Source organism: Streptomyces sp. NPDC006610 (genome assembly GCF_040611575.1).
Classification (GTDB): Bacteria; Actinomycetota; Actinomycetes; order Streptomycetales; family Streptomycetaceae; genus Streptomyces.
The window spans coordinates 65,878-87,157 of sequence record NZ_JBEXOP010000022.1 but is presented as its reverse complement, the minus strand read 5'-3'; the positions used below and the strand labels follow the sequence as shown (position 1 = coordinate 87,157).

General features: G+C 74.3%; 20 protein-coding genes, 1 pseudogene and 1 riboswitch. Of the genes and pseudogenes, 7 read left to right on the top strand and 14 right to left on the bottom strand.

Annotation, left to right across the window (positions count from 1 at the left end; all coding sequences use genetic code 11):
- Positions 1-152: 152 nt before the first annotated feature.
- From ABZY13_RS19305 to ABZY13_RS19275, 7 genes are all read right to left on the bottom strand, one after another.
- A complete protein-coding gene (locus tag ABZY13_RS19305) occupies positions 153-569 on the bottom strand; it encodes a transglycosylase SLT domain-containing protein (RefSeq protein ID WP_356632207.1) in 417 nt (138 codons plus the stop codon).
- Positions 570-851: 282 nt separating this feature from the next.
- The gene (locus tag ABZY13_RS19300) at positions 852-1,787 is read right to left on the bottom strand and encodes an ECF transporter S component (RefSeq protein ID WP_356632205.1); all 936 of its coding nucleotides are present in this window, start codon (positions 1,785-1,787) and stop codon (positions 852-854) included.
- Positions 1,784-3,634 carry an ATP-binding cassette domain-containing protein gene (locus tag ABZY13_RS19295; RefSeq protein ID WP_356632203.1) on the bottom strand — a complete coding sequence of 617 codons (1,851 nt, stop codon included), beginning with the start codon at positions 3,632-3,634 and terminating at the stop codon, positions 1,784-1,786. Before ABZY13_RS19295 ends, ABZY13_RS19300 begins: the two co-directional genes overlap by 4 nt.
- Complete coding sequence (locus tag ABZY13_RS19290) at positions 3,631-4,737, bottom strand: CbiQ family ECF transporter T component (RefSeq protein WP_356632201.1); 1,107 nt, start codon at positions 4,735-4,737, stop codon at positions 3,631-3,633. Before ABZY13_RS19290 ends, ABZY13_RS19295 begins: the two co-directional genes overlap by 4 nt.
- A gap of 1 nt (position 4,738) precedes the next feature.
- Positions 4,739-5,386, bottom strand: coding sequence for an SCO2322 family protein (locus ABZY13_RS19285; protein ID WP_356632199.1), 648 nt, complete (start codon positions 5,384-5,386; stop codon positions 4,739-4,741).
- Positions 5,383-6,624, bottom strand: a complete 1,242-nt coding sequence (locus ABZY13_RS19280; protein ID WP_356632197.1) for a prenyltransferase/squalene oxidase repeat-containing protein — start codon at positions 6,622-6,624, stop codon at positions 5,383-5,385. Before ABZY13_RS19280 ends, ABZY13_RS19285 begins: the two co-directional genes overlap by 4 nt.
- A 132-nt stretch (positions 6,625-6,756) precedes the next feature.
- Positions 6,757-6,829, bottom strand: a riboswitch (cobalamin riboswitch).
- A gap of 117 nt (positions 6,830-6,946) precedes the next feature.
- On the bottom strand, positions 6,947-7,582 hold the full coding sequence (locus tag ABZY13_RS19275; RefSeq protein WP_356632195.1) for a TetR family transcriptional regulator: 636 nt from the start codon (positions 7,580-7,582) through the stop codon (positions 6,947-6,949).
- 166 nt (positions 7,583-7,748) lie between these two features.
- On the opposite strand from ABZY13_RS19275, the gene ABZY13_RS19270 reads away from it, so the two are divergent.
- From ABZY13_RS19270 to ABZY13_RS19260, 3 genes are read left to right on the top strand one after another with little or no spacing between them, the layout of a single operon-like run.
- Positions 7,749-9,137 (top strand): glycosyltransferase family 4 protein, encoded by a 1,389-nt coding sequence (locus ABZY13_RS19270; protein WP_356632193.1) that lies wholly within the window; start codon positions 7,749-7,751, stop codon positions 9,135-9,137.
- The gene (locus ABZY13_RS19265; RefSeq protein ID WP_356632191.1) at positions 9,131-9,865 is read left to right on the top strand and encodes a methyltransferase domain-containing protein; all 735 of its coding nucleotides are present in this window, start codon (positions 9,131-9,133) and stop codon (positions 9,863-9,865) included. The genes ABZY13_RS19270 and ABZY13_RS19265 overlap by 7 nt, the downstream gene beginning before the upstream one ends.
- Positions 9,862-10,938 carry a prenyltransferase gene (locus ABZY13_RS19260; protein WP_356632189.1) on the top strand — a complete coding sequence of 359 codons (1,077 nt, stop codon included), beginning with the start codon at positions 9,862-9,864 and terminating at the stop codon, positions 10,936-10,938. The genes ABZY13_RS19265 and ABZY13_RS19260 overlap by 4 nt, the downstream gene beginning before the upstream one ends.
- 157 nt (positions 10,939-11,095) lie before the next feature.
- Here ABZY13_RS19260 and ABZY13_RS19255 read toward each other — a convergent pair whose 3' ends face one another.
- Positions 11,096-11,389, bottom strand: coding sequence for a hypothetical protein (locus ABZY13_RS19255; protein WP_356632187.1), 294 nt, complete (start codon positions 11,387-11,389; stop codon positions 11,096-11,098).
- 157 nt (positions 11,390-11,546) lie between these two features.
- Here ABZY13_RS19255 and ABZY13_RS19250 point away from each other — a divergent pair, with 157 nt between their 5' ends.
- From ABZY13_RS19250 to ABZY13_RS19240, 3 genes are read left to right on the top strand one after another with little or no spacing between them, the layout of a single operon-like run.
- Entirely contained in the window at positions 11,547-12,842 is a 1,296-nt protein-coding gene (locus ABZY13_RS19250; RefSeq protein ID WP_356632185.1) for a hypothetical protein, read from the top strand.
- The gene (locus ABZY13_RS19245) at positions 12,839-14,425 is read left to right on the top strand and encodes a VWA domain-containing protein (RefSeq protein WP_356632183.1); all 1,587 of its coding nucleotides are present in this window, start codon (positions 12,839-12,841) and stop codon (positions 14,423-14,425) included. The genes ABZY13_RS19250 and ABZY13_RS19245 overlap by 4 nt, the downstream gene beginning before the upstream one ends.
- A complete protein-coding gene (locus tag ABZY13_RS19240) occupies positions 14,412-15,188 on the top strand; it encodes a hypothetical protein (RefSeq protein ID WP_356632181.1) in 777 nt (258 codons plus the stop codon). The genes ABZY13_RS19245 and ABZY13_RS19240 overlap by 14 nt, the downstream gene beginning before the upstream one ends.
- An 83-nt stretch (positions 15,189-15,271) precedes the next feature.
- Here the strand turns inward: ABZY13_RS19240 and ABZY13_RS19235 are convergent, their stop codons facing one another.
- From ABZY13_RS19235 to ABZY13_RS19220, 4 genes and pseudogenes are all read right to left on the bottom strand, one after another.
- Positions 15,272-16,120, bottom strand: coding sequence for a hypothetical protein (locus ABZY13_RS19235; RefSeq protein ID WP_356632179.1), 849 nt, complete (start codon positions 16,118-16,120; stop codon positions 15,272-15,274).
- A gap of 154 nt (positions 16,121-16,274) precedes the next feature.
- The gene (locus tag ABZY13_RS19230) at positions 16,275-17,216 is read right to left on the bottom strand and encodes an N-acetylmuramoyl-L-alanine amidase (protein ID WP_356632177.1); all 942 of its coding nucleotides are present in this window, start codon (positions 17,214-17,216) and stop codon (positions 16,275-16,277) included.
- Between the two features lie 37 nt (positions 17,217-17,253).
- Positions 17,254-17,904, bottom strand: a complete 651-nt coding sequence (locus tag ABZY13_RS19225) for a class I SAM-dependent methyltransferase (RefSeq protein WP_356632287.1) — start codon at positions 17,902-17,904, stop codon at positions 17,254-17,256.
- A gap of 71 nt (positions 17,905-17,975) precedes the next feature.
- Positions 17,976-18,407, bottom strand: a pseudogene (locus tag ABZY13_RS19220) (response regulator); the annotation flags it as partial.
- A gap of 154 nt (positions 18,408-18,561) precedes the next feature.
- On the opposite strand from ABZY13_RS19220, the gene ABZY13_RS19215 reads away from it, so the two are divergent.
- Positions 18,562-19,485 carry a MaoC/PaaZ C-terminal domain-containing protein gene (locus ABZY13_RS19215; protein WP_356632175.1) on the top strand — a complete coding sequence of 308 codons (924 nt, stop codon included), beginning with the start codon at positions 18,562-18,564 and terminating at the stop codon, positions 19,483-19,485.
- A 177-nt stretch (positions 19,486-19,662) separates the two neighbouring features.
- On the opposite strand, the gene ABZY13_RS19210 is transcribed toward ABZY13_RS19215, so the two are convergent.
- Both ABZY13_RS19210 and ABZY13_RS19205 read right to left on the bottom strand, forming a co-directional pair.
- The gene (locus ABZY13_RS19210; protein ID WP_356632173.1) at positions 19,663-19,851 is read right to left on the bottom strand and encodes a hypothetical protein; all 189 of its coding nucleotides are present in this window, start codon (positions 19,849-19,851) and stop codon (positions 19,663-19,665) included.
- 98 nt (positions 19,852-19,949) lie between these two features.
- The gene (locus ABZY13_RS19205; RefSeq protein WP_356632171.1) at positions 19,950-21,197 is read right to left on the bottom strand and encodes a hypothetical protein; all 1,248 of its coding nucleotides are present in this window, start codon (positions 21,195-21,197) and stop codon (positions 19,950-19,952) included.
- Positions 21,198-21,280: the final 83 nt, after the last annotated feature.

Sequence of the window (21,280 nt, the reverse complement as noted above, 5' to 3'; positions counted from 1 at the left end):
GTGGGCGTGAATTCGTTTCAAGACGGGGCGTGTTGCGCGCATACGAGAAGGCGGCGGCCCCGGGGATCGGGGGCCGCCGCCTTCGTCGGAGGGGGCCGGTCTGCTGATCGGCGCCGGTCGGCCGATCGGCTGATCGGTACCGGTGGGGCTGATCAGTACCAGCCGTTGGCCTGCCAGAAGTTCCAGGCCGCGACCGGGCTGCCGTAGCGGGAGTTCATGTAGTCGAGACCCCACTCGATCTGGGTCTCGGCGTTGGTCTTCCAGTCCGAGCCGGCGGAGGCCATCTTCGACGCCGGGAGGGCCTGGACCAGGCCGTACGCGCCCGAGGACGGGTTCGTCGCGTCGACGTCCCAGCCGCTCTCGTGCTCGACGATCTTGCTGAAGGCCTGGTACTGCGCGGAGTTCGGGATCAGCTTCTTCGCGATCGCCTTGGCGTCGGCCGGGGAGGCGGTGGTCGCGGCGTGGGCCGGGGTGGCGCTGACGGCCATACCGGCGGTGGCGGCGGCGACGGCGACACCGGTGAGGAACTTCTTGGGGGACGCGATACGGCGAATGCGGGAGACGGTCACGGCGAACCTTTGCTTCGGGGACAGGGCTGTCGCGGCATGCGTGGGCGCCGAGGCCCGGGGGGCTCGTCGGCGCCGTGCGACGTCATCCAGAGAAGCAGCCGGATCGAGGGTCCGCAATGACCCCTTTTACTAGTTGTGGTCGAATGAGGAGCTTTGGTGTCGTGTGTGACCTGGCTCTCAACGTGCAGGTCAGCGCGGTGGGCGACGTGAGCATGCCAGGGATATCGGCTCCTATGCCGCTTCGTATGTGACGTGCGTCCTGTGGGGCGCCTCACCGGCTGCTTACGGTTTTCCGGCCCGGAATGTGACCTGGGCCTCGAAGGCGGCCCGGCGCGTGGCCCGCCGGAGGGCCCGCAGGACCGCCGGACCGAGCAGCAGGGTCAGCACGACCGTGACGACCGCGCGGCCCAGGTCCCAGCCCAGCGACGTCGCCAGGCAGTAGGCGAGGAAGCGGGCCAGGTTCGCGGGGACCTCCGCCTCCGGGTCGAAGGCGATGGACGAGGCCAGCGCGCCCATGAACGGCCAGCCCGCCAGGTTCATGATCGTCCCGTAGGCGAACGCCGCGAGGCAGCCGTACGCCGACAGCAGCAGCAGCTCCGCGCGGCCCCGGAGGCGGTCCGCGCCCGGCAGCAGGCCCGCGCCCATCGTGAACCAGCCCATGGCCAGCATCTGGAACGGCATCCACGGCCCCACCCCGCCCGTGAGCAGGGCGGACGCGAACATCGTCACCGCGCCGAGCACGAAGCCGAAGCCGGGGCCGAGGACCCGGCCGCTGAGGACCATCAGGAAGAACATCGGCTCGATGCCCGCCGTCCCCGCGCCGATGGGGCGCAGCGCGGCCCCCGTCGCGGCCAGCACGCCGAGCATCGCCACCGCCTTCGGGCCGAGGCCCGACTCCGAGATCGTCGCCGCGACGACGGCCACGAGCAGCACGAGCAGACCCGCGAAGAGCCAGGGCGCGTCCTGGGCGTGAGCGGTGATCTCGGCGGTGGGCGGGGCGAGGAAGGGCCAGAAGAAGGCCGCCGCGCCGACCGCGCTGACCAGGGTCAGGGCCAGGAGGGATCGGGGGCCCAGCCGGACGGCGCGCGCCTGGCGGTCGGGGGGCCGCGCGGCGGCGCCCTGCGCCCGGCTGTCCGAGGACCTCGTGAGAGGGTCCCGCGCCCGGCTGTCCGAGGACCCCACGAGAGGGTCCCGCGCCGGTCGGTCCGGGAGCCTCATGACAGCGCCTTTCGGACCTCGGCCACCGTCAGCCAGCGCTGCGGGGCGAGGATCTTGGTCACCTGCGGGGCGAAGGAGGGGGACGACACCACCACCTCCGCCGTGGGGCCGTCCGCGATCACCTCGCCCTCGGCGATCAGCACCACCCGGTGGGCCAGCTCGGCGGCCAGTTCCACGTCGTGCGTGGCGAGCACGATCGCGTGGCCCTCGGCGGCCAGCCCGCGCAGGAGCGACACCAGGCGGGCCTTCGCCGCGTAGTCGAGCCCTCGGGTCGGTTCGTCCAGGAGGAGAAGGGGCGGGCGGGCCGTGAGGACCACGGCCAGGGCGAGCGTCAGGCGCTGGCCCTCGGACAGGTCGCGCGGATGGGTGTCGTCCGCGATGCCGGGCAGGAGGTCCGAGACCAGGGCCCGGCAGGTGCCGGGGGCGGCGCCCGCGTCCGCGTCGGCCGCCGCGCACTCGGCGGCGACCGTGTCCGCGTACAGCAGGTCGCGGGGTTCCTGGGGGACCAGGCCGACCCGGCGTACGAGGTCGCGGGGGGCCGTACGGTGCGGGACCGCGCCGCCGACGCGGACCGTGCCGGACGACGGCTCCACCAGGCCGACCAGCGCCGACAGCAGCGTGGACTTGCCCGCGCCGTTGCGGCCCATCAGGGCGATCGTCTCGCCGGGGGAGACGGTCAGGTCGACTCCGCGCAGCGCCGTGACGCGGCCCCGGCGGACGGCGAGGGAGCGGACCTCGGCGACATGGGGAGTGGGGGCGCCGGTGGCGGGCGGCCCGGCGCGCAGCCAACGGCGGCGGCCGGGGGAGGGACGGGGCGGGGCGGCCGTACGGACGGGCGAAGGGGCGTCCGGCGGGGTGCTGTCGTCCGGGTGGGTGTGGAGGTCGTCTGCCTTGCGGCGGGTGTCCGGCGGGGTGTTGTCGTCCGGGTGGGTGTGGAGGTCGTGCGTGCTGCGGCGGGTGTCCGGCGCGGTGCTGTCCTCCGGGCGGGTGTGGAGGTCGTGCGTGCTGCGGCGGGTGTCCGGCGCGGTGCTGCCCTCCAGGCGGGTGCGCAGGTCTCCCGCCCTGCGGCGGGCGTCGCGGACCGTCAGCGGCAGCGGGGACCAGCCCGCCAGCCGGCCCAGCTCCACCACCGGCGGACACACCGGCGACACCGCCATCACCTCCGCCGGCGCGCCGATGCGCGGGACCGCGCCGGGAGAGGGGAGCAGCACGACGCGGTCGGCGTACTGGACGACCCGCTCCAGGCGGTGCTCCGCCATCAGGACCGTCGTGCCCAGGTCGTGGACCAGGCGCTGGAGGACGGCGAGGACCTCCTCGGCGGCGGCCGGGTCGAGGGCGGACGTCGGCTCGTCCAGCACGAGCACGCCCGGGTGCGGGGTGAGCACCGAGCCGATCGCCACGCGCTGCTGCTGGCCCCCGGACAGGGTGGCGATCGGGCGGTCGCGCAGGGCGGCCAGGCCCAGCAGGTCCAGCGTCTCCTCGACGCGGCGGCGCATGACGTCCGGGGGCAGGCCCAACGACTCCATGCCGTACGCGAGTTCGTCCTCGACGGTGTCGGTGACGAAGTGGGACAGCGGGTCCTGGCCCACCGTGCCGACGACGTCGGCCAGTTCGCGCGGCTTGTGGGTGCGGGTGTCCCGGCCCGCCACCGTGACCCGGCCGCGCAGGGTGCCCCCGGTGAAGTGCGGGACCAGTCCGCTCACCGCCCCCAGCAGGGTCGACTTGCCCACGCCCGACGGCCCGACGAGCAGGACCAGTTCGCCCTCGGGCACCTCGAAGTCGACGCCGGCGACGGTCGGTTCGGCGGCGCCGTCGTAGGTGACGGAGACGTCCTCGAAGCGGATCACGACGGTTCCTTGGGGGAGGGGGAGTCGGGGGCGGGGGCGGCGAACGCCGGGACCAGGCCCAGCAGGACGGCCGCCGCGGGCCACAGGGGGAGCACCGGGGCGGTCAGCGGGATCACGCCAGGGCTGAGGGCCGCCGGGTCGGTGGAGGCCGCCAGGAACAGCAGGGCGGCGACCGCGACGCCCGAGGCGGCGACCGCGCACGAGCGCGGGTTCCAGGTGTCGGGGCGGTAGCGGGTGCGCGGCGACCGGCGTCCGCCCAGCTTCAGCCCGGCCAGCGCGGCGGCGACCCCGCCGAGCAGCACCGGGACGCCGTAGCTGCCGCCCTCCGCCGTGAGCAGGCCGTACGTCCCCGCGCACACGCCGAGCAGACCGGCGAGGGTGAGCGCGGCCGTCGTCCGCCGCACCGCCACGGGGACCTGGGCGGTACGGCCGTAGCCGCGGGCGTCCATCGCGGCGGCCAGGGCGACGGAACGCTCCAGCGCACCCTCCAGCACCGGCAGCCCGACCTGGAGCAGACCGCGCAACCCCTTGTCGGGCCGCCCCCGCAACCGGCGTGCCGCGCGCAGGCGCTGGGCGTCCGCGATCAGGTGCGGGGCGAAGGTGAGCGCCACCACCACCGCGACGCCGGTCTCGTACAGCGCGCCCGGCAGCGACTTCAGCAGCCGGGACGGGCTTGCCAGGGCGTTCGCCGCGCCGACGCAGATCAGCAGCGTGGCCAGGCGCAGGCCGTCGTACAGGGCGAAGACGAGCGTCTCGGCGGTGAGCCTGCCGCCCAGGCGGATGCCCTGCGCCCAGTCGGGCAGCGGGACTTCGGGGAGGGTGACCAGGACGTGCGTGCCGGGCAGGGGGGAGCCGAGGGCCACCGCGAAGACGAGCCGGACCAGCAGCACGGCGAGAGCCAGCTTGAGGAAGGCGCCGTAGGAACGGGACCAGGGGGTGTGCGGGCGGCGGGCGGCCACGACGTACGCGGAGACCGCGACGAGCAGACCGAGGAGCAGGGGGTTGGTCGTGCGGGTGGCGGCGGTGCCCAGGGCCAGCGCCCACAGCCACCAGGCGCCGGGGTGGACGCCGTTGCCGGACCGGTTGCCAGCCGCCGCCCGCACGTCACGCATCCCGGCGTCGCCGGGCCTGCCATACGGCCGCCGCGGCCAGCGCGACGACCGCGGCGCCGCCCGCGATCAGGCCCACGGACGGGCCCTCTCCCTCGCCGGAGTCCTGCTCCGCCGTGGAGCGGGCCGGCTGCTTCTCCTGCGTGCCGACCTGCTCCCCGCAGCCCTTGCGCGGGTAGCCGGCGATCGCGCACAGCAGGGCGTTGGCGTCGTAGCGCAGGGGCTTGGCGACGGCCGCGAGCGCCTCGGCCGTCGTCGCGTCCGGGCCGACCCGGGCGCAGGCCGTGCGTGCGGGCGGCGGGGTCTCGCCCGCGGGGGCGTCGGCCGCCGTGCCGAAGTCGAGGACCAGCGCGACGCGCTTGCGGCCGTCCTTCGCGGGCGTGCCGGCACAGATCTCGTCGAAGCGGGCCGTGCCGCGCGGCTTGGCGGAGTCCTGGGAGTCCGCGCTCACCGAGAAGCGGAAACCCTGCACGTCGCCGTCGGACGGGCGGGCCGTGGCGGGGCCCTCGGTGGCGTACGTCCAGCGGTCGCCGTCGCGCTCCCAGAAGGACCAGTAGCGGTAGCCGGCGGCGCTCGCCCCGCCGGCGCCGCCCAGGGTGAGGAGCAGCGCGGCCAGGGCGAGGGCGAGGCACCGGCGTATCACGGCCGCTGCCTCTTGTTGCGGCCGCTGAGCAGGAAGCCGATGCCGATGCCGGCGACCAGGCCGACGCCGATGATCCACCAGACGTCGGAGCCGCCGTCCTCGTCCTTCGTCTCCTTGTCTTCCTTCTCCTCGGCGGCCTCGGTCCGTGCCTGCTGCGGGGCGGGGCCGGTGGCGCCGAGCCGCTGCACCAGGTCCGTGCCGCCGAACGCGCGCGGGTCCGCGCCCGCCGCGCGGGCGGCGAGGATCAGCTGGGCGTAGGCGGCGGGGCCGCTCTGCTTCGCCCAGGCGGCGGAGTTCTTCTCCAGCCAGGCCAGCGGCCCGGCCGCCCGCTCGGCGCCGCCCTGCGCGGCGAGCGCCACGACCGCGTCTGCGGTGTTGCCGTAGTCCGGCTGGTCCTCGGCGCCGGGGAGGGCGGAGGTCAGGTGGCCGTCCTTCGCCGTCGCCGTCGCCAGGTACGCGGCGCCGTTGGCGGCGGCCTGCTCCGGGGTCGTGGCCTTGGCGCAGGCGGGCTTTCCGGCGGGCTTCCCGGGCTTCGCGGCCCCGGCGGCCAGGCCCTTGCCGAGGGCGCCGAGCACGCCGGCCGCCGTCGCGTCCGCGTTGGCCGCCAACTTGCCCTTCTTGTCGGGCTGGTAGGCGAAGGCGCCGCCGTCCTCGCCGCCGCAGGGCAGGGCGAGGGCGAGCAGGGCGTCGTAGGGGGACCTGCCCTTCCTGACGACCTCGGCGGGCTTCTCGCCGGCCGCGGCGAGGGCGCCGACGACGACGGAGGTGGAGTTGGCGTCGCTGGGGCCGCCGGGGGTGTAGCCCCAGCCGCCGTCGGCGTTCTGCGCGGACTTCAGCCAGGCCACGGCCTTGCCGGTAGCGCTGTCGTGGCCGCCGAGCGCGGCGAGCGCCTGGACGGCGGCGGCCGTGCTGTTGGTGTCCACCATCGTCTTGGCGTCGCACGCCTTGGCGGGCTCGGCGCGGAACGCCGCGAAGGCGCCGTTCGCGCACTGCTGCCCGGTCAGCCAGTCCACGGCCTCCGCGGCCGGCCGCACGCCCACCGCGTCCTGCGCGAGCAGGGCGAGGGACTGACGCCAGACGCCGTCGTAGGTGGGGTCGGCGTCGCCGTACAGCCCGGACGGGACGGTCACGGACGGCGAGGCGGACGGGCTCGGGTCGGCGGCGTGGGCGACGCCGGTCCCGGCGGCGCCGATCACGGCGGTGGCGGCGAGAGCCGCGGCGCTGCGGCGGACGTTCATGATCGGCGGGTGCCTCTCCCTGCGGGGAGCGCGGGCAGCACGGGGCACCCCCGGCGGCTCGGCTCCGTATACCTCGACGGTGCCGCGCACCGGCGGCGCCGGTGCACGTGAGCCGGTCACGGTCCCGTACGCGGCAGTCCGGCTCACCGGCCCGGCGGGCGCGGTTCACGGTTGCGGGTCAGCGCCGGATTCGCACCGGCTTCCCCCCGTACGGGTGTGATGACTTCGCCGCCACTTTACCGGCCCGTAGGCAGACGGCCGGTGGGCGCCGTCCCCCGGCCCCGTCGAGCCCTTCGTCGCAGCCGCGGCGACCCCCGCCGCCTCAGCCCCGCCCCTGCCGTCCCGACGCCCCGACCGGCACCTCGATCAGCCGGCACGCCGTCTCGATGTCCGCGCCCACCTGGGCGATGGACGCCCGCCCCGACAGCCAGGTGACCAGCGCCGAGTGCCAGGTGTGCTCGATGACGCGGACGGCGGCCAGCTGGGCGGGCGTCGGCTCGCCCGGCAGGGCCATCGCGTCCAGGATGATCGCCGTCGTACGGCGGGACACCTCGTCTACCTCGGGGCTCACGCTGCGGTCCGCGAACGTCAGCGCGCGGACCATCGCGTCGGCCAGATGCGGCTCGCGCTGCAGCGCCCGGAAGGCCCTCATCAGGGTCTCCGCGACCCGTTCGGCCGCCGTCTCGCCGGTCGGCGGCTGCTTGCGCAGCGTGCCGTGCAGCCGCTCCAGCTGGTCCTGCATCACCGCGACCAGCAGATGGATCTTCGACGGGAAGTAGCGGTAGAGCGTGCCCAGGGCGACCTGCGAGGACTCGGCGACCTCCCGCATCTGCACCGCGTCGAAGCCGCCCCGCCCGGCCAGCTGGGCGCTCGCCCGCAGGATGCGGCGCCGGCGCGCCTCCTGCCGTTCGGTCAGGGGCGCGGCCTCCGCCGCGTCCCCCCGGTCTGCCTTCCCCACCCTGCGCACCCCCGGTTGTCGTGGCGTGAATCACCTGATCCACTTCTGACAGTGGCCTTACCTGCCGGTAGATTCGGAGCCTCTCGAACGATCAAGTCTGAAACTTGTTCTAGATTATCGTCCCGGCGTAGTCTCGCGGGACAGTGCAGGCAGAAGGGGACCCAGAGTGACCGCTGAGGCCAGTCGGACGGGCACCAGCCAGGACCCGGCCGCCGATGGCGAGCGACCGCTCCGCATCGCGCTCCTGACCTACAAGGGGAACCCGTTCTGCGGCGGCCAGGGCGTCTACGTCCGGCACCTCTCCCGCGAACTCGCCCGCCTCGGCCATCGCGTCGAGGTCATCGGCGCCCAGCCCTACCCCGTCCTCGACGAGGGCTACGACGGCCTGAGCCTCACCGAGCTGCCCAGCCTCGACCTCTACCGCCAGCCCGACCCCTTCCGCACCCCGAAGCGCGACGAGTACCGCGACTGGATCGACGCCCTCGAGGTCGCCACCATGTGGACCGGCGGCTTCCCCGAGCCGCTCACCTTCTCCCTGCGGGCCGGCCGCCATCTGCGCGCCCGGCGCGGCGACTTCGACGTCGTGCACGACAACCAGACCCTCGGCTACGGCCTGTTGGGCGACCTCGGCGCACCCCTGGTCACCACCGTCCACCACCCCATCACCGTCGACCGGCAGCTGGAGCTGGACGCGGCGCGCGGAGCGGCCCGCCGCTGGTCCGTGCGCCGCTGGTACGCCTTCACCCGGATGCAGAAGCGCGTCGCCCGCAGGCTGCCGTCCGTCCTCACCGTCTCCGGCACCTCCCGCCAGGAGATCGTCGAGCACCTCGGCATCCGCCGCGACCGCGTCCACGTCGTGCACATCGGCGCCGACACCGACCTGTTCTCGCCCGACCCGTCCGTGCCCCGCGTCCCCGGCCGCATCGTCACCACCTCCAGCGCCGACGTGCCGCTCAAGGGCCTGGTCTTCCTCGTGGAGGCGCTGGCCAAGGTGCGCACCGAACAGCCCGGCGCGCACCTCGTCGTGGTCGGCAAGCGCCCCGAGGACGGGCCGGTCGCCCGCGCGATCCGGCGCTACGGCCTCGACGGGGCCGTCGACTTCGTCAAGGGCATCTCCGACGCCGAACTGGTCGACCTGGTCCGCTCCGCCGAGGTGGCGTGCGTGCCGTCGCTGTACGAGGGCTTCTCGCTGCCAGCCGCCGAGGCCATGGCCACCGGCACGCCGCTGCTCGCCACGACCGGCGGGGCCATCCCCGAGGTCGCCGGGCCCGACGGGGAGACCTGTCTCGCCGTGCCGCCGGGCGACGCCGGGGCGCTGGCCGCCGGGCTCGATCGGCTGCTCGGCGACGCCGGGCTGCGGGAGCGGCTCGGGGCCGCCGGACGCGAGCGGGTGCTGCGCCGGTTCACCTGGGCGCGCGCCGCCGAGGGCACCGTCGCCCACTACCGCGAGGCCGTCGCCCGCTCCGCCGCCGAAGGCGGGGGCGCGGCGGCGGCGACGCCCCCGACCGTACAAGTGACCGCCGACTCCCACCGTGAAAGCAGGGCCTCGTGCTGACCGTCGACTTCTCCCGGTTCCCGCTCGCCCCGGGCGACCGCGTCCTGGACCTCGGCTGCGGGGCCGGACGGCACGCGTTCGAGTGCTACCGGCGCGGCGCGCAGGTGGTGGCGCTGGACCGCAACGGTGAGGAGATCCGCGAGGTCGCCAAGTGGTTCGCCGCGATGAAGGAGGCCGGCGAGGCCCCCGAGGGCGCCACCGCCACCGCCATGGAGGGCGACGCCCTCGCGCTGCCCTTCCCCGACGAGTCCTTCGACGTCGTCATCATCTCCGAGGTGATGGAGCACATCCCCGACGACAAGGGCGTCCTCGCCGAGATGGCGCGGGTGCTCAGGCCGGGCGGCCGGATAGCGATCACCGTGCCGCGCTACGGCCCCGAGAAGGTCTGCTGGGCCCTGTCCGACGCCTACCACGAGGTCGAGGGCGGCCACATCCGCATCTACAAGGCCGACGAACTCCTCGCCCGCATCCGCGAGGCCGGGCTGAAGCCGTACGGCACCCATCACGCGCACGCGCTGCACTCGCCGTACTGGTGGCTCAAGTGCGCCTTCGGCGTCGACAACGACAAGGCGCTGCCCGTGCGGGCGTACCACAAACTGCTGGTCTGGGACATCATGAAGAAGCCGCTGGCCACCCGGGTCGCCGAGCAGGCGCTCAACCCGCTGATCGGCAAGAGCTTCGTCGCCTACGCGACCAAGCCGCACCTGCCCCGGGTGGACGCCAAGTGACGACCTCCCGGACGGAACACCTGGTCCTGCCCGGGGTCCTCACCGCCGAACAGGCCGCCGCGACCGTCGCCGGGATCCTCGCCGTCCAGCGCGACGACGGCGCGCTGCCCTGGTTCCGCGGCCACCACCTCGACCCGTGGGACCACACCGAGGCCGCGATGGCACTGGACGCGGCCGGCGAACACGAGGCCGCCGGACGGGCCTACGAGTGGCTGGCCCGGCACCAGAACGACGACGGCTCCTGGTACGCCGCCTACGCCGACGGCGACTTCGCCGACGTCACGGACCGGGGCCGGGAGACCAACTTCGTCGCCTACGTCGCCGTCGGAGTGTGGCACCACTACCTCTCCACCGGCGACGACACCTTCCTCGACCGCATGTGGCCCGTGGTCTACGCCGCCGTCGAGTTCGTGCTGCGGCTCCAGCAGCCCGGCGGACAGATCGGCTGGCGGCGCGACGACGACGGCACGGCCGCCGCGGACGCGCTGCTCACCGGCTCCTCCTCCGTCCACCACGCGCTGCGCTGCGCCCTCGCCATCGCGGAGCAGCGCGAGGAACCGCAGCCCGACTGGGAGTTGGCGGCCGGCGCGCTGCGGCACGCCATCCGCAGCCACCCCGAGCGGTTCCTGGACAAGGACCGCTACTCCATGGACTGGTACTACCCCGTGCTGGGCGGCGCGCTGACCGGCGCGGAGGCGAAGTCCCGCATCGAGGAGAGCTGGGACCGCTTCGTCGTGCCCGGCCTCGGCGTGCGCTGCGTCCACCCGAACCCGTGGGTCACCGGTGGCGAGTCCGCCGAACTCGCCCTGGCCCTGTGGGCGATGGGGGAGTCCGACCGGGCCCTGGAGATCCTCCAGTCCATCCAGCACCTGCGCGACGACGGCTCCGGCCTGTACTGGACGGGCTACGTCTTCGAGGACGACGCCATCTGGCCCCGCGAACTGACCACCTGGACCGCCGGCTCCCTGCTCCTCGCGGTCGCGGCCCTGGGCGGCCACGAGGCGACGTGCGCGGTGTTCGGCGGGGAACGGCTGCCGCGGGGGCTGGAGACGGACTGCTGCGGGGCGGGCTGAGGACACGGGGGCCGGCCGGGCCCGAGGATGCCCGGGGCGGGCCGGGATGCCCCGGCCCGGGCCGGGGCCGAGGACGCCGGGGGACGCTTTTCGGCCCCCTGCGCAGAGGTCCGTCGGCGGTGGTGGCGCCCGGGTCCGTCCACCACCGCCCGCACCGTCAGTGGCGGTGCATGCGTCCCGCCACCGCATGGCCCACGAACAGGTAGACCACCGCCGCCAGGCCGTAGCCGGCGACCACGCGGGCCCAGGCCTCGTCGAAGGTGAACAGGTCGTGCGACCAGCCCGCCAGCCAGCGTGCCGCGTCGTGGACGAACTGGACGAAGTCGTTGGCCGGATTGGCGTCCAGCAGGTACATCAGGATCCACAGGACCAGGATCAGGGCCATGACGTCGGCCACGATCGCGATGACGCGACCCGCCTGGTTGGCGCCGCTGTGATATCGAGGGGACATGCCCTCCGTGTTGCCGCCAAATGCTGGCTGAAACGAGGCAGTTGACGATCATCGTTGATCGCCCTTCACCTCCCGTTGGCGCGGAGTCGACCCCTCCGGGGGATGATGTTCGCCGGGGTCCTTGATGATCCTGGCCCCCTGAGCGGCAGGAGGGCCGTTGTCCGAGGACCGAACCCCCGACAGAACTCCCCCGGTCGGCACGCCCCCGACCGGCGAACCGCGGCTCACCACCCGCCGCACCGCACGCCGGCGCCTGCCCCGGCACGTGCTCCTCGCCCTGCCGCTCGCCGTCGCCGGACTGCTCTCCCTGCTCGTGTCGGGCAACGTCCTGCGCCCCTTCGAACGCGTCACCGTGATCGAGGCGCGCATGGCGTCGAAGTCGGACTACTTCAAGGACCCGGAGGTGGAGCGGCTGCTGCTGGAGCACGGCATACGGGTCGACATCCACCGCCTCGGCTCCCGCGGCGTCGCCACCCAGTCCCTCACGGGCATGGACGTCGTCTTCCCCTCCGGACAGCCCGCGGCCCGGCTGATCCTCAACCGGCAGAACCGGTCCGTGCGTTCGGTACGCCCCTTCGTCTCGCCGCTCGTCCTCGGCACCTTCCGCGACTACGCCAAGACCCTCGTCACGGCCGGCGTCGCGACGCCCCAGCCCACGGCCGACGGCTCCCCCACGCTCTACTACAACCTGGACATGACCAGGTTCCAGAAGCTGCTCGACGGCGCGGACGACCCCGACGACCCCAAGGACGGCCGGGGCCCGGAGGCGGACACCTGGAACGGCATCGGCTTCGACGACATGACCGGGGGCGAGCGCAGCAACACCGGCCGCGTCCTCGTCCGCACCTCCAGCGTCTGCGAGTCCAACGCCGCCGGCACCTACCTGAGCCTCCTCTCCTTCGTCGCCAACGGCAACCGCACCCCGGGCACCGGCGACCGCGCCGCCGTGCGCAGGCTCGCCGCCGAGATCAAACCCCTCATCAACCTCCAGGGCATGTGGGCCGACGAACAGGCCGACAGCTACTTCTCCGACCTCGGCGAGTCCATCTCCCCCGTCTCCCTCATCTACGAGCACCAGTACCTCGCCCACCAGACCGCCCACCACGACAAGCACGACCGGCAGGACACCGACCGCGTCCTGCTCTACCCGACGCCCTACGCCCTCACCGAACCCCAGCTGATCGCCCTCAGCGGCGAGGGCGACCGCCTCGTGCGCGTGATGCAGGAGGACGACCGGCTGCGCCGCCGCGCCATAGAACTCGGCTTCCGCGTCCGCTTCTCCGGCGAGGACGGCACCAGCGAACAGCTCAACGCCCACCTGGAGCGGCACGGCATCCAGGTCCCCACCCCCAACCGCGACCAGACCAAGGTCTACGAACCCGCCCTGGAGGTCCTGGAGGAGATCATCGACCACGTCGGCAACTGCCCGCCCCCCGTCAAGGACGCCCCATGAGCCGCCTCACCCGCGCCCTCACGGCCGCCCTCGCGCTCACCCTCCTCGGCGCCGCCCTCACCTCCTGCACCGACGACCCCGACCACGTCACCCTGCGCGTCCTCGCCAGCCCCGAACTCGCCGACCTGCAACCACTGCTGGACGACCTGGAGGACGACACCGGCGTCGAACTGCACCTGGACTACGCGGCCAACGCCGACCTCGACGGCCAGTACCCGGCACCGCCCGGCACACAGCCGTACGACCTGGCCTGGCTCGCCTCCGACCGGTCCTTCCTCCTGCGGGTGCAGGACTCGGGCGGACGGCTTACCCGGCCCGAGAGCACCGCGATCATGCGCTCACCGGTCGTCGTCGGACTGCGCCCCGCCCTCGCCCGCACCCTGCGCGCCGACGCCCCCGGCGGGCGGATCTCCTGGGCCGACGTCGCCGACGCCGCCGCCGAAGGCGCCGTACGGTTCGGGATGGCCGACCCGCGCACCAGCGACACCGGCCGCGCCGCCCTCGTCGGCGTCGCCACCGCCGCCGCCGGCACCGGCACCGCCCTGCGCGAGAAGGACGTCTCCTGCGACCGGCTGCGCGGCTTCCGCTCCGGCCAGACCCTCACCGCGCCCAGCTCCCGCGACCTCCTCGACCGCTACGCCCGCGACCCCGCCCGCGCCGACGCGCTCATCGCCCACGAGTCCGAACTGCTCTCCCTCAACCGCTCCGGCGACCTCGCCGAACCGCTGGAGATCGTCCACCCCGACGACGGCATGGTCCTCTCCGACTTCCCGCTCCTCCTCCTCGACCCCGACCGGCGGGACGCCTACCGCAGGGCGACGGACTGGCTGCTCGGCGACGAGGCACAGCGCGACATGATGCGCGCCACCTTCCGCCGCCCCGTCCACCAGGACGTCGCCCCCGCCCCCGAACTGCGCACCGCCGTCGGCAACGCCCTCTCCTTCCCCGACCGGCTCTCCATCGTCGAACGCCTCGTCGCCGACTACGGCGACCCCGCCACCCGCGCCGCCGACCAGGTCGTCTTCGTCCTCGACTTCTCCACCTCCATGCGCGGCGCCCGCATGGACCAACTGCGCGCCGCCTTCGCCGGGCTCAGCGGCGCCGACGACACCTCCACCGGCAAGTTCGCCCGCTTCTACCGCGGGGAACGCCTCACCGTCGTACGGTTCGGCGGGCGGGTCCTGGAGGAACGCACGGTGACCGTCCACGGCGACGCCGACCTGCGGGAACTCAACAGGACGGTCTCCGGGGGCGGTTACGACGACGCCACCGCCGTGTGGACCGCCCTCGACCACGGCTACCGCGTCGCCGCCGACGCCGTCCGCGACGACCCCGGACGACCGGTGTCGATCGTGCTGATGACCGACGGAGAGAACAACGCGGGCCTGTCGTACGAGGAGTTCCTGCGCCGGCACGAGACCCTCGGCTCCGAGGCCGACGAAGTCCCCGTCTTCCCCGTCCAGTTCGGAGAGGCCGACGCCACCGCCCTCGACCGGGTCGCCGACGCGACCGGAGGCCGCGTGGTGGACGCGGGCCGCTCCTCCCTCACCGACGCGTTCAAGGAGATCCGTGGGTGTCATTGACAGTCAGTGGTGGGGCCTGTGGTGGCCGTGGCTGCTCGTCTGGGCCCTGACGGCCGTCTGCTGCGCCGTCCTGCTCCGGTACGCCCTGCTGCGCCTGGGCTGGCTGCGCAGGCCCCGGAGGCGGAGCGGGCGCACGGTCCTCGGCATGTGCTTCTACCTGCACAAACAGCGGGTCATGGACATCTACGAGGCCGGCCGCTTCTCCGAGGCCCTCGCCGAGGAGGTCGCCGACCGGATGAACGTCACGACCAACCTGGGCTTCGTCGGCAAGCTGTTCTCCTGGACCGGCAAGGCCGACCGGGGCGTCACCAAGGAACGCGTCACGACGTACCTGCGGGAGAGCACCCCCATGAACGTCATCGGCGTCCTCATGGACACCATGCGCAAGGAGGACATGGTCGTCGACGCCGACCTCATCACCGGCCGCCTCGTCCTCAACCGCGCCCTCTCCGACGACCCCCCGGCCGGCTCCGAGGACGGCCGGATCCCGCTGAGCGCCGTCACCACGGAGTGGGTCTCCGTCACCGGCCGCTTCACCGCGAGCCGCACCGAGAACGGCGACGTCCTGCTGCGCGCCCGCTACGGCACCGGCGAACCCGCCGCCCACGTCGTGGTCATCTGCCACGAGGCCGAGGGGCGCGGCGAGTTCCGCAACCCGGACTACTACCAGGGCGAATTCCAGGCCCGCTGCCTCGGCATGGTGCGCACCTGGATCCCGGAGCGCCGGGAGCTGACGCTGGACCCGCTGGCCATCTTCCGCTGAGCGACGCGGAGCAGCGCAGCGGAGAGTGCGACGGCCTCCCACCCCGGGCGGGGTGGGAGGCCGTCGCGCGTCGGCGTAGGGCGTCAGCCGCGCTGGATGCCGCTCGTGTCCTGCAGCACGCCCCGGCGGCCGTCCTGCGTCTGCGCGACCAGCGCCGCGCCGCGCTGCTCGACGGCCAGGTACCAGGTGCCCGGCGCCAGTTCGGCGATCGGGGTCGGCGAGCCGTCCTCCGCGAACAGCGGACGCGGCACCGGCACCGCGAACCAGAACGGGGAGAAGTCCCCGGCCGGCTGCTGCGGCTGCGCGGCCGGGCCGGGCTGGGGCTGCTGCTGGCCGTAGGGCTGAGCGGCGGCGGGACCGCCCGGCTGCGGCTGGCCGCCGAAGGACGACGGCTGCTGCTGGGCGCCCGGGTAGCCGTAACCGCCCTGCGGCTGACCGCCGTAGGGCGGCTGCGGAGCGGCGGGACGCGGGGCCGGGACGAGGGGGGCCTTGAGGGCGGGGACCAGGGGGGAGGCCAGGGCGGCAGCGGCCATCACCAGCGTGGCCACGAGCGCCAGGATCAGGCCGACGCCGGCACCGATGTCGCTGTCGCTCGCGCCCTCGAAGTTGTCGGCGCCACCCATCACGTCGAAGACGTTGCCCAGCGCGCTCCACGCGGCGAAGACGGTGAAGGCGACCCCGAACGGGCCCAGGTCGAGGCCCGCGACCTTCGGCGGCTGCGGCAGCCCCCGGGCGACGACGACGAGCGCGGCGCCGATGATCCCGGCCAGGACGACACCGAGCAGGACCGGCCCGCTGCTCCACAGGTTCGGGATGTCGAGGCTGTCGGGGGCGTCGTCGAGCGAGTACAGGTCGAGGAACGACGCGATGAACAGCAACACCGCTGCTCCGATCACCACGCCGTCGCCTCGAGTGAGGGAGCGGATATTCACTTCAGGTCCTTCGTAGGTCGTCTCGTCGTCGGCAGAGGCGTCGCTGTCACCGTGTCGCCGTCAGGCCGGGTGGGAAGCGCGGGGGTGGCCCCTCATCGTCGGGACGACACTATCGTCCGTCCGATCACGCTGTCCGCCGGGACCGAGGCGTCGATCACCGTCCGCGCAGAAAACCCACGATTCCCTCGGAGATCCCCTGCGCCGCCTTCTGCCGCCAGGCGCTGCTGGTCAGCAGTGCCGCGTCCTTGCTATCGCGCATGTTGCCGCACTCGACGAACACCTTCGGAACCGTTGACAGATTGAGACCGCCCAGGTCCTCACGTGTGACGAGACCGGTACCGCCGCCCACATAGTTGGAGGGCGCGCTGCCCGTCACCCGCACCAGCTCGCCGGCGATCCGCTCGCCCAACTCCCGGGAGGGCGCGACGATCCGCCGGGTGTCGGCCGCGCCCGCGTCGACCGCGCCCGGCAGGATCACGTGGAACCCCCGGTTGCCCGCCCCGGATCCGTCCGCGTGGATCGACACCACGGCGTCCGCGCGCGCCTCGTTCCCGATCCGCGCCCGCTCGTCGATGCACGGTCCGTACGGCCGGTCGTCGTCCTGCGTCAGCCTCACCGTGGCGCCCTGCTCCCGCAGCAGCTCCCGCATCCGCCGCGCCACGTCCAGCGTGAACTCGGCCTCCCGGTAACCCGAGTCGGTGGCCGTGCCGGTGGTGTCGCACTCCTTGCGCGCCGTCCCGATGTCCACCGGGCGGTTGATCTCGGTGGTGTGGGTGAAGTTGCCGGGATTGTGGCCGGGGTCGAGGACGATCACCTTGCCCGCCAGGGGGCCGGAGGCGGCCGGGGCCGGAGAGCCGGTCGGCTCCTTCCCCTCGGGGGAGGGCAGGGACGTCGCGCCGGTCGAGCCCGCCGGGGCCGTGGAGGCGGCCGGGGCGGTCGCGGCACGGGAGCCGCTGCCCTCGCCCGGCCCGCCCACGGTCTCGTACGCCAGCCAACCCAGCAGCGCCCCCGGCGCCAGCGCGGCGAGCGCCACGATCAGCACCGTGCGGCGGCGCCGGCGCGGGGGGACGTCGAATTCCGGACCGGTGTAGGACACGTCCGCGAGCCTAACCGTGCCCTGCGAGCGCCCGTGCTCAGATCCCCTGCCCGGTACGCCGCAGCACGCGCAGCGAACCGGTGGCCGACACCTCGGTGAACGCGCCCGAGGCCAGCGCGCGCAGGTGGACGCGGTACGGGGCCTGCCCCGTGAACTCGTCCACCGGGTCCGGGAAGACGTCGTGGATCACCAGCAGACCGCCCTCGGCGACATGCGGCGCCCAGCCCTCGTAGTCGGCGTTCGCGTGCTCGTCGGTGTGACCGCCGTCCACGAAGACCAGGCCCAGCGGCGCGTTCCAGAGCCGCGCGATCTGCGGGGAACGGCCGACCAGCGCGACGACGTGCTCCTCCAGGCCCGCGCGGTGCAGCGTGCGGCGGAACGTGGGCAGCGTGTCCATCAGGCCGATCTCCGGGTCCACCGTCTCCGGGTCGTGGTAGTCCCAGCCGGGCTGCTGCTCCTCGCTGCCCCGGTGATGGTCGACCGTGAGCGCGGTCACCCCGGCCGCGCGGGCCGCGTCGGCGAGCAGGACCGTGGAACGCCCGCAGTACGTGCCGACCTCCAGGAGCGGCAGCCCCAGCCGCCCCGCCGCCACGGCCGCCCCGTACAGCGCCAGCCCCTCGTCGACGGGCATGAACCCCTTCGCACCCTCGAACGCGGCCAGGATCTCCGGCTTCGGCGCCGCGGTCATGGGGGGCATGGGGGTCCTTCCGTCGTACGTCCCTGTGGGCGCACCATGCTGCCGTACGCGCCGCTCGGCGTGAGGGCCGGGTCGACCACCGTCTCGCCGGTCAGCACCTGCCGGACGGCCGTGACCAGGTCGTTCACCGGGCCGTCCTTGATGAGGAAACCGGCGGCGCCGGCGGCGAGGGCCCGCTCCAGCAGGCCCGGGCGGGCGGCCGTGGCGAGGATCAGCACCCGGCAGTCCGGCGCCTGGTCGCGCAACTCGACCGCGACGTCCACCCCGTCCGTGCCGTGCGGACCGGGCCGCTCGGCGTCCACGAGGGCGACGTCCGGGCGGTGCGTGAGCGCCGCCGCCACCACGTCCGCCCCGGCCGGCACCTGCGCCACCACCCGCAGGTCCGGCGCCAGCTGCAGCAGCACGGCCAACGCCCCGCGACCGACGCTCCCGTCCTCGGCCAGGAGCACCCGCACGGACCGGGCCGGGCGGTGGTCGCGGGGCATCTCGTTCACGGGGTCAGCGTAGGCCGCAGGGGGTGATGCGGCCTGTCGGTCCGGCCGTCCGGCCGTCCGGCCGTCTGTGCGTCCGGCCGTCCGGCCGTCCGTGCGTTCGTGCGTTCGTGCGTGCGGAGGCCGGTCGACCCCCACGCCGGGGTAGGCACAGGCCATGCCCCTCGACGCAGCCAAGGCCCTCGCCGCCGAGCCCCACTCGCGTGAGATCGCCTGGACCCCCAAGGACGTCCTCCTCTACCACCTCGGCATCGGCGCCGGCCGTCCCGCCACCGACCCGCGCGAACTCCGCTACACCCTGGAGTCCCGGCTCCACGTCCTGCCCTCCTTCGCCACCGTCGCCGGAGCCGGCGCCCCAGGAGTGATCGAGGCCCTCTCCGTCCCCGGCGTCGACGTCGACCTCGCCCGCGTCCTGCACGCCGGCCAGTCCCTGCGCCTGCACCGCCCGGTCCCGCCCGAGGGACGCGCCGCCGTCACCTCCCGGCTCACCGCCGCGTACGACAAGGGCACGGCCGCGCTGCTGGTCCTGCGCACCGACGCCGCCGACGCGGACGGGCCGCTGTGGACCGAGGAGGCGCGGGTCTTCGTGCGGGGCGAGGGCGGATGGAGCGGCGACCCGGGACCGACGCACCGGCCCACGCCGCCGGGCGAGCCATCGGACGCGCCATCGGACGCGCCGACGGACTCGTCGTCGTACCGGACCGTCGAACTACCCGTCCGCGAGGAGCAGGCCCTGCTCTACCGGCTCTCCGGCGACCTCAACCCCTTGCACGCCGATCCCGCCTTCGCACGGGCCGCCGGTTTCGACCGGCCCGTGCTGCACGGGCTGTGCACCTACGGCATGACCCTGAAGGCGGTCGTGGACACGCTGCTCGACGGGGACGTGACGCGGGTGCGGTCGTACGACGCCCGGTTCGCGGGGGTGGCGTATCCGGGGGAGACGCTGCGCGTGCGGATGCGGCGGGAGAGGGCGGGGGCGGCGGCGCCACCGGGGGCGGACGTACCGGTGCGGGTGGAGGTGACCGCGGTCGAGCGGGGCGACGCGCCGGTGCTCACGGAGACGGTCGTCGGCTGCGGGTGAGGGCGACGGGACGAAGACGGCGGACGAAGGCGAAGGCCCCGTTCGCCGGATGGCGAACGGGGCCTCGGTCACCGCTCGCTGAGCGGGTTACTCGTCGACCTGCTACTCGTCGTACCTGCTACTCGTTGTACGTACTGCTCGTCGAACCTGCTACTCGTCGTCCGTACTGCTCGTCGCCTAACCCTGCCGTGCGCCGGCCGGCTGCTCCGCGGGCTTGCGGTGCCGGCCGCGCGGGGCCGTCTCGGTGTCGTGCGCCGAGACCGCTCCCCGGTGCCGGCCGTGGCCGGGACCGGGCTGCTGGGCGTCGTGCGGCTGCTGGGACGTGCTGGACGTGCTGGACGTGCTGACGTCGCTCGTCGGAAGCATCGGAAGAACTCACCCCGTCAAAACATGATCTTTCCTACAGCCGGGCGAGTTTAACCGGCCGCACACGGGGCGAATCCAGGCGGCCACGCCGACTGCCGCTACTTCGTTACAAGCCGGTCCAGCGGGGCCTGTTGCAGCGGAACGGGGCGGGGCGCGAGTGGTTCCGGAGGGTCCGGTTCCGTCGGCTCCCCAGGTGCGGAAGCCGTGCCGTCGTCCGGGACCGGACCCTCCGGGCTCGTGTCCCCCGGAACCGGGAACTCCGCTGGTTCCAGGGGAAGTTCGGCCACCCCGCAGGGCGTCGCCGCGGTGGCGTACGGCAGCCGCAGCACACCGTCGCGGGTCCACACCCCCGAGCCCGCCAACCAGCCCTGGGGCGCGGCGAGATGGCGTACGCGCCGGTCGGCCGGGCGCCACATGCCCACCCAGCCGCCGCCCGGCCCGTCCACCCGCAACGCCACCGCGCAGCTCTCCGGCGTCAGCACCTGCCCCGGCTGCACCGCGAAGGGCGTCAGCGCGCAGCCCTCGATCCGCAGCGACTCCGGGAACCGCACCGGCAGCATGCTCCCCAGCACCCCCCAGCCCAGCCGGCCGCCCTCACCCGGCGCGGGTGCGTCGGAGTGGATCAGCAGCAGCCCGCTGTCGACGTCGGCGAGCAGCAGCCGGTCGTCGCTGCCGGCGGCGATCTGCAGCAGCGGCGTGATCTCGCCGCCCCGCGCGAGGTCCACCACGACCGTCTTGGTGCGGCCGTCGACCTCCCGGTCCAGGGCCAGCATCCGCCCCGAGTCGTCCAGCCACACCCCGCCCGAGCAACGCCCGGGGATCTCCGCGAGATGCTCCGGCCCGAAAGCGCCGCCCGCCACCAGCCACACGGCGCTCGCGTGCCGGCCCACGGCGAGGGCGTACGCCCGCTCGCCGCCCGGCGCGGGCGGCAGCAGCCGTACCAGTGTGTCGTCGTCCCGGCAGTCGACCGCGCCGAGCGGCAGCTCACCGGTGCCCGGTCCGGTCGGGTACAGCAGCGCGAACAGGTGGCGCCCGTCGGCGACCCGATGGATCAGCACCCGGCCGTCGCCCATCGGCTGCACCTCGGTGCCGGGCTCCTCCGGCTGGTGCGCGGGCAGCGGCACGGCGTACGGCTCGGGGCCGTCCAGCGTCCAGCGCTCCGGGAACCACGCGTCACCGCCGCCCGCGAGCCGGGCCGCGTAGGAACCGTCCACCGTGATCACGCAGCCCGGCCGCCGGCGGGGCCGCGGGGCCGGGGTCGCGGCGTCCTCGTCCGTCGCGCGGGTCGAGCGGGGCGCCTCTCGCTTCAGCGCAGCCGGATACTCGGGAGACGCACAGGCCGTCATCGTTCGATCACCTCCAGTGAGGACGCTAGTTTTCGCACGCACAGGCGGCGCGGCGCCCGCCGAACGCTTCACACATACGGGTG

Excerpts from the sequence above, each read along its gene's own strand:
- ABZY13_RS19300 (WP_356632205.1), bottom strand. The coding sequence starts at position 1,787 with ATGAGGCTCCCGGACCGACCGGCGCGGGACCCTCTCGTGGGGTCCTCG.
- ABZY13_RS19210 (WP_356632173.1), bottom strand. The coding sequence starts at position 19,851 with ATGCTTCCGACGAGCGACGTCAGCACGTCCAGCACGTCCAGCACGTCC.
- ABZY13_RS19245 (WP_356632183.1), top strand. The coding sequence starts at position 12,839 with ATGAGCCGCCTCACCCGCGCCCTCACGGCCGCCCTCGCGCTCACCCTC.
- ABZY13_RS19205 (WP_356632171.1), bottom strand. The coding sequence starts at position 21,197 with ATGACGGCCTGTGCGTCTCCCGAGTATCCGGCTGCGCTGAAGCGAGAG.
- ABZY13_RS19255 (WP_356632187.1), bottom strand. The coding sequence starts at position 11,389 with ATGTCCCCTCGATATCACAGCGGCGCCAACCAGGCGGGTCGCGTCATC.
- ABZY13_RS19225 (WP_356632287.1), bottom strand. The coding sequence starts at position 17,904 with ATGACCGCGGCGCCGAAGCCGGAGATCCTGGCCGCGTTCGAGGGTGCG.
- ABZY13_RS19280 (WP_356632197.1), bottom strand. The coding sequence starts at position 6,624 with ATGAACGTCCGCCGCAGCGCCGCGGCTCTCGCCGCCACCGCCGTGATC.
- ABZY13_RS19215 (WP_356632175.1), top strand. The coding sequence starts at position 18,562 with ATGCCCCTCGACGCAGCCAAGGCCCTCGCCGCCGAGCCCCACTCGCGT.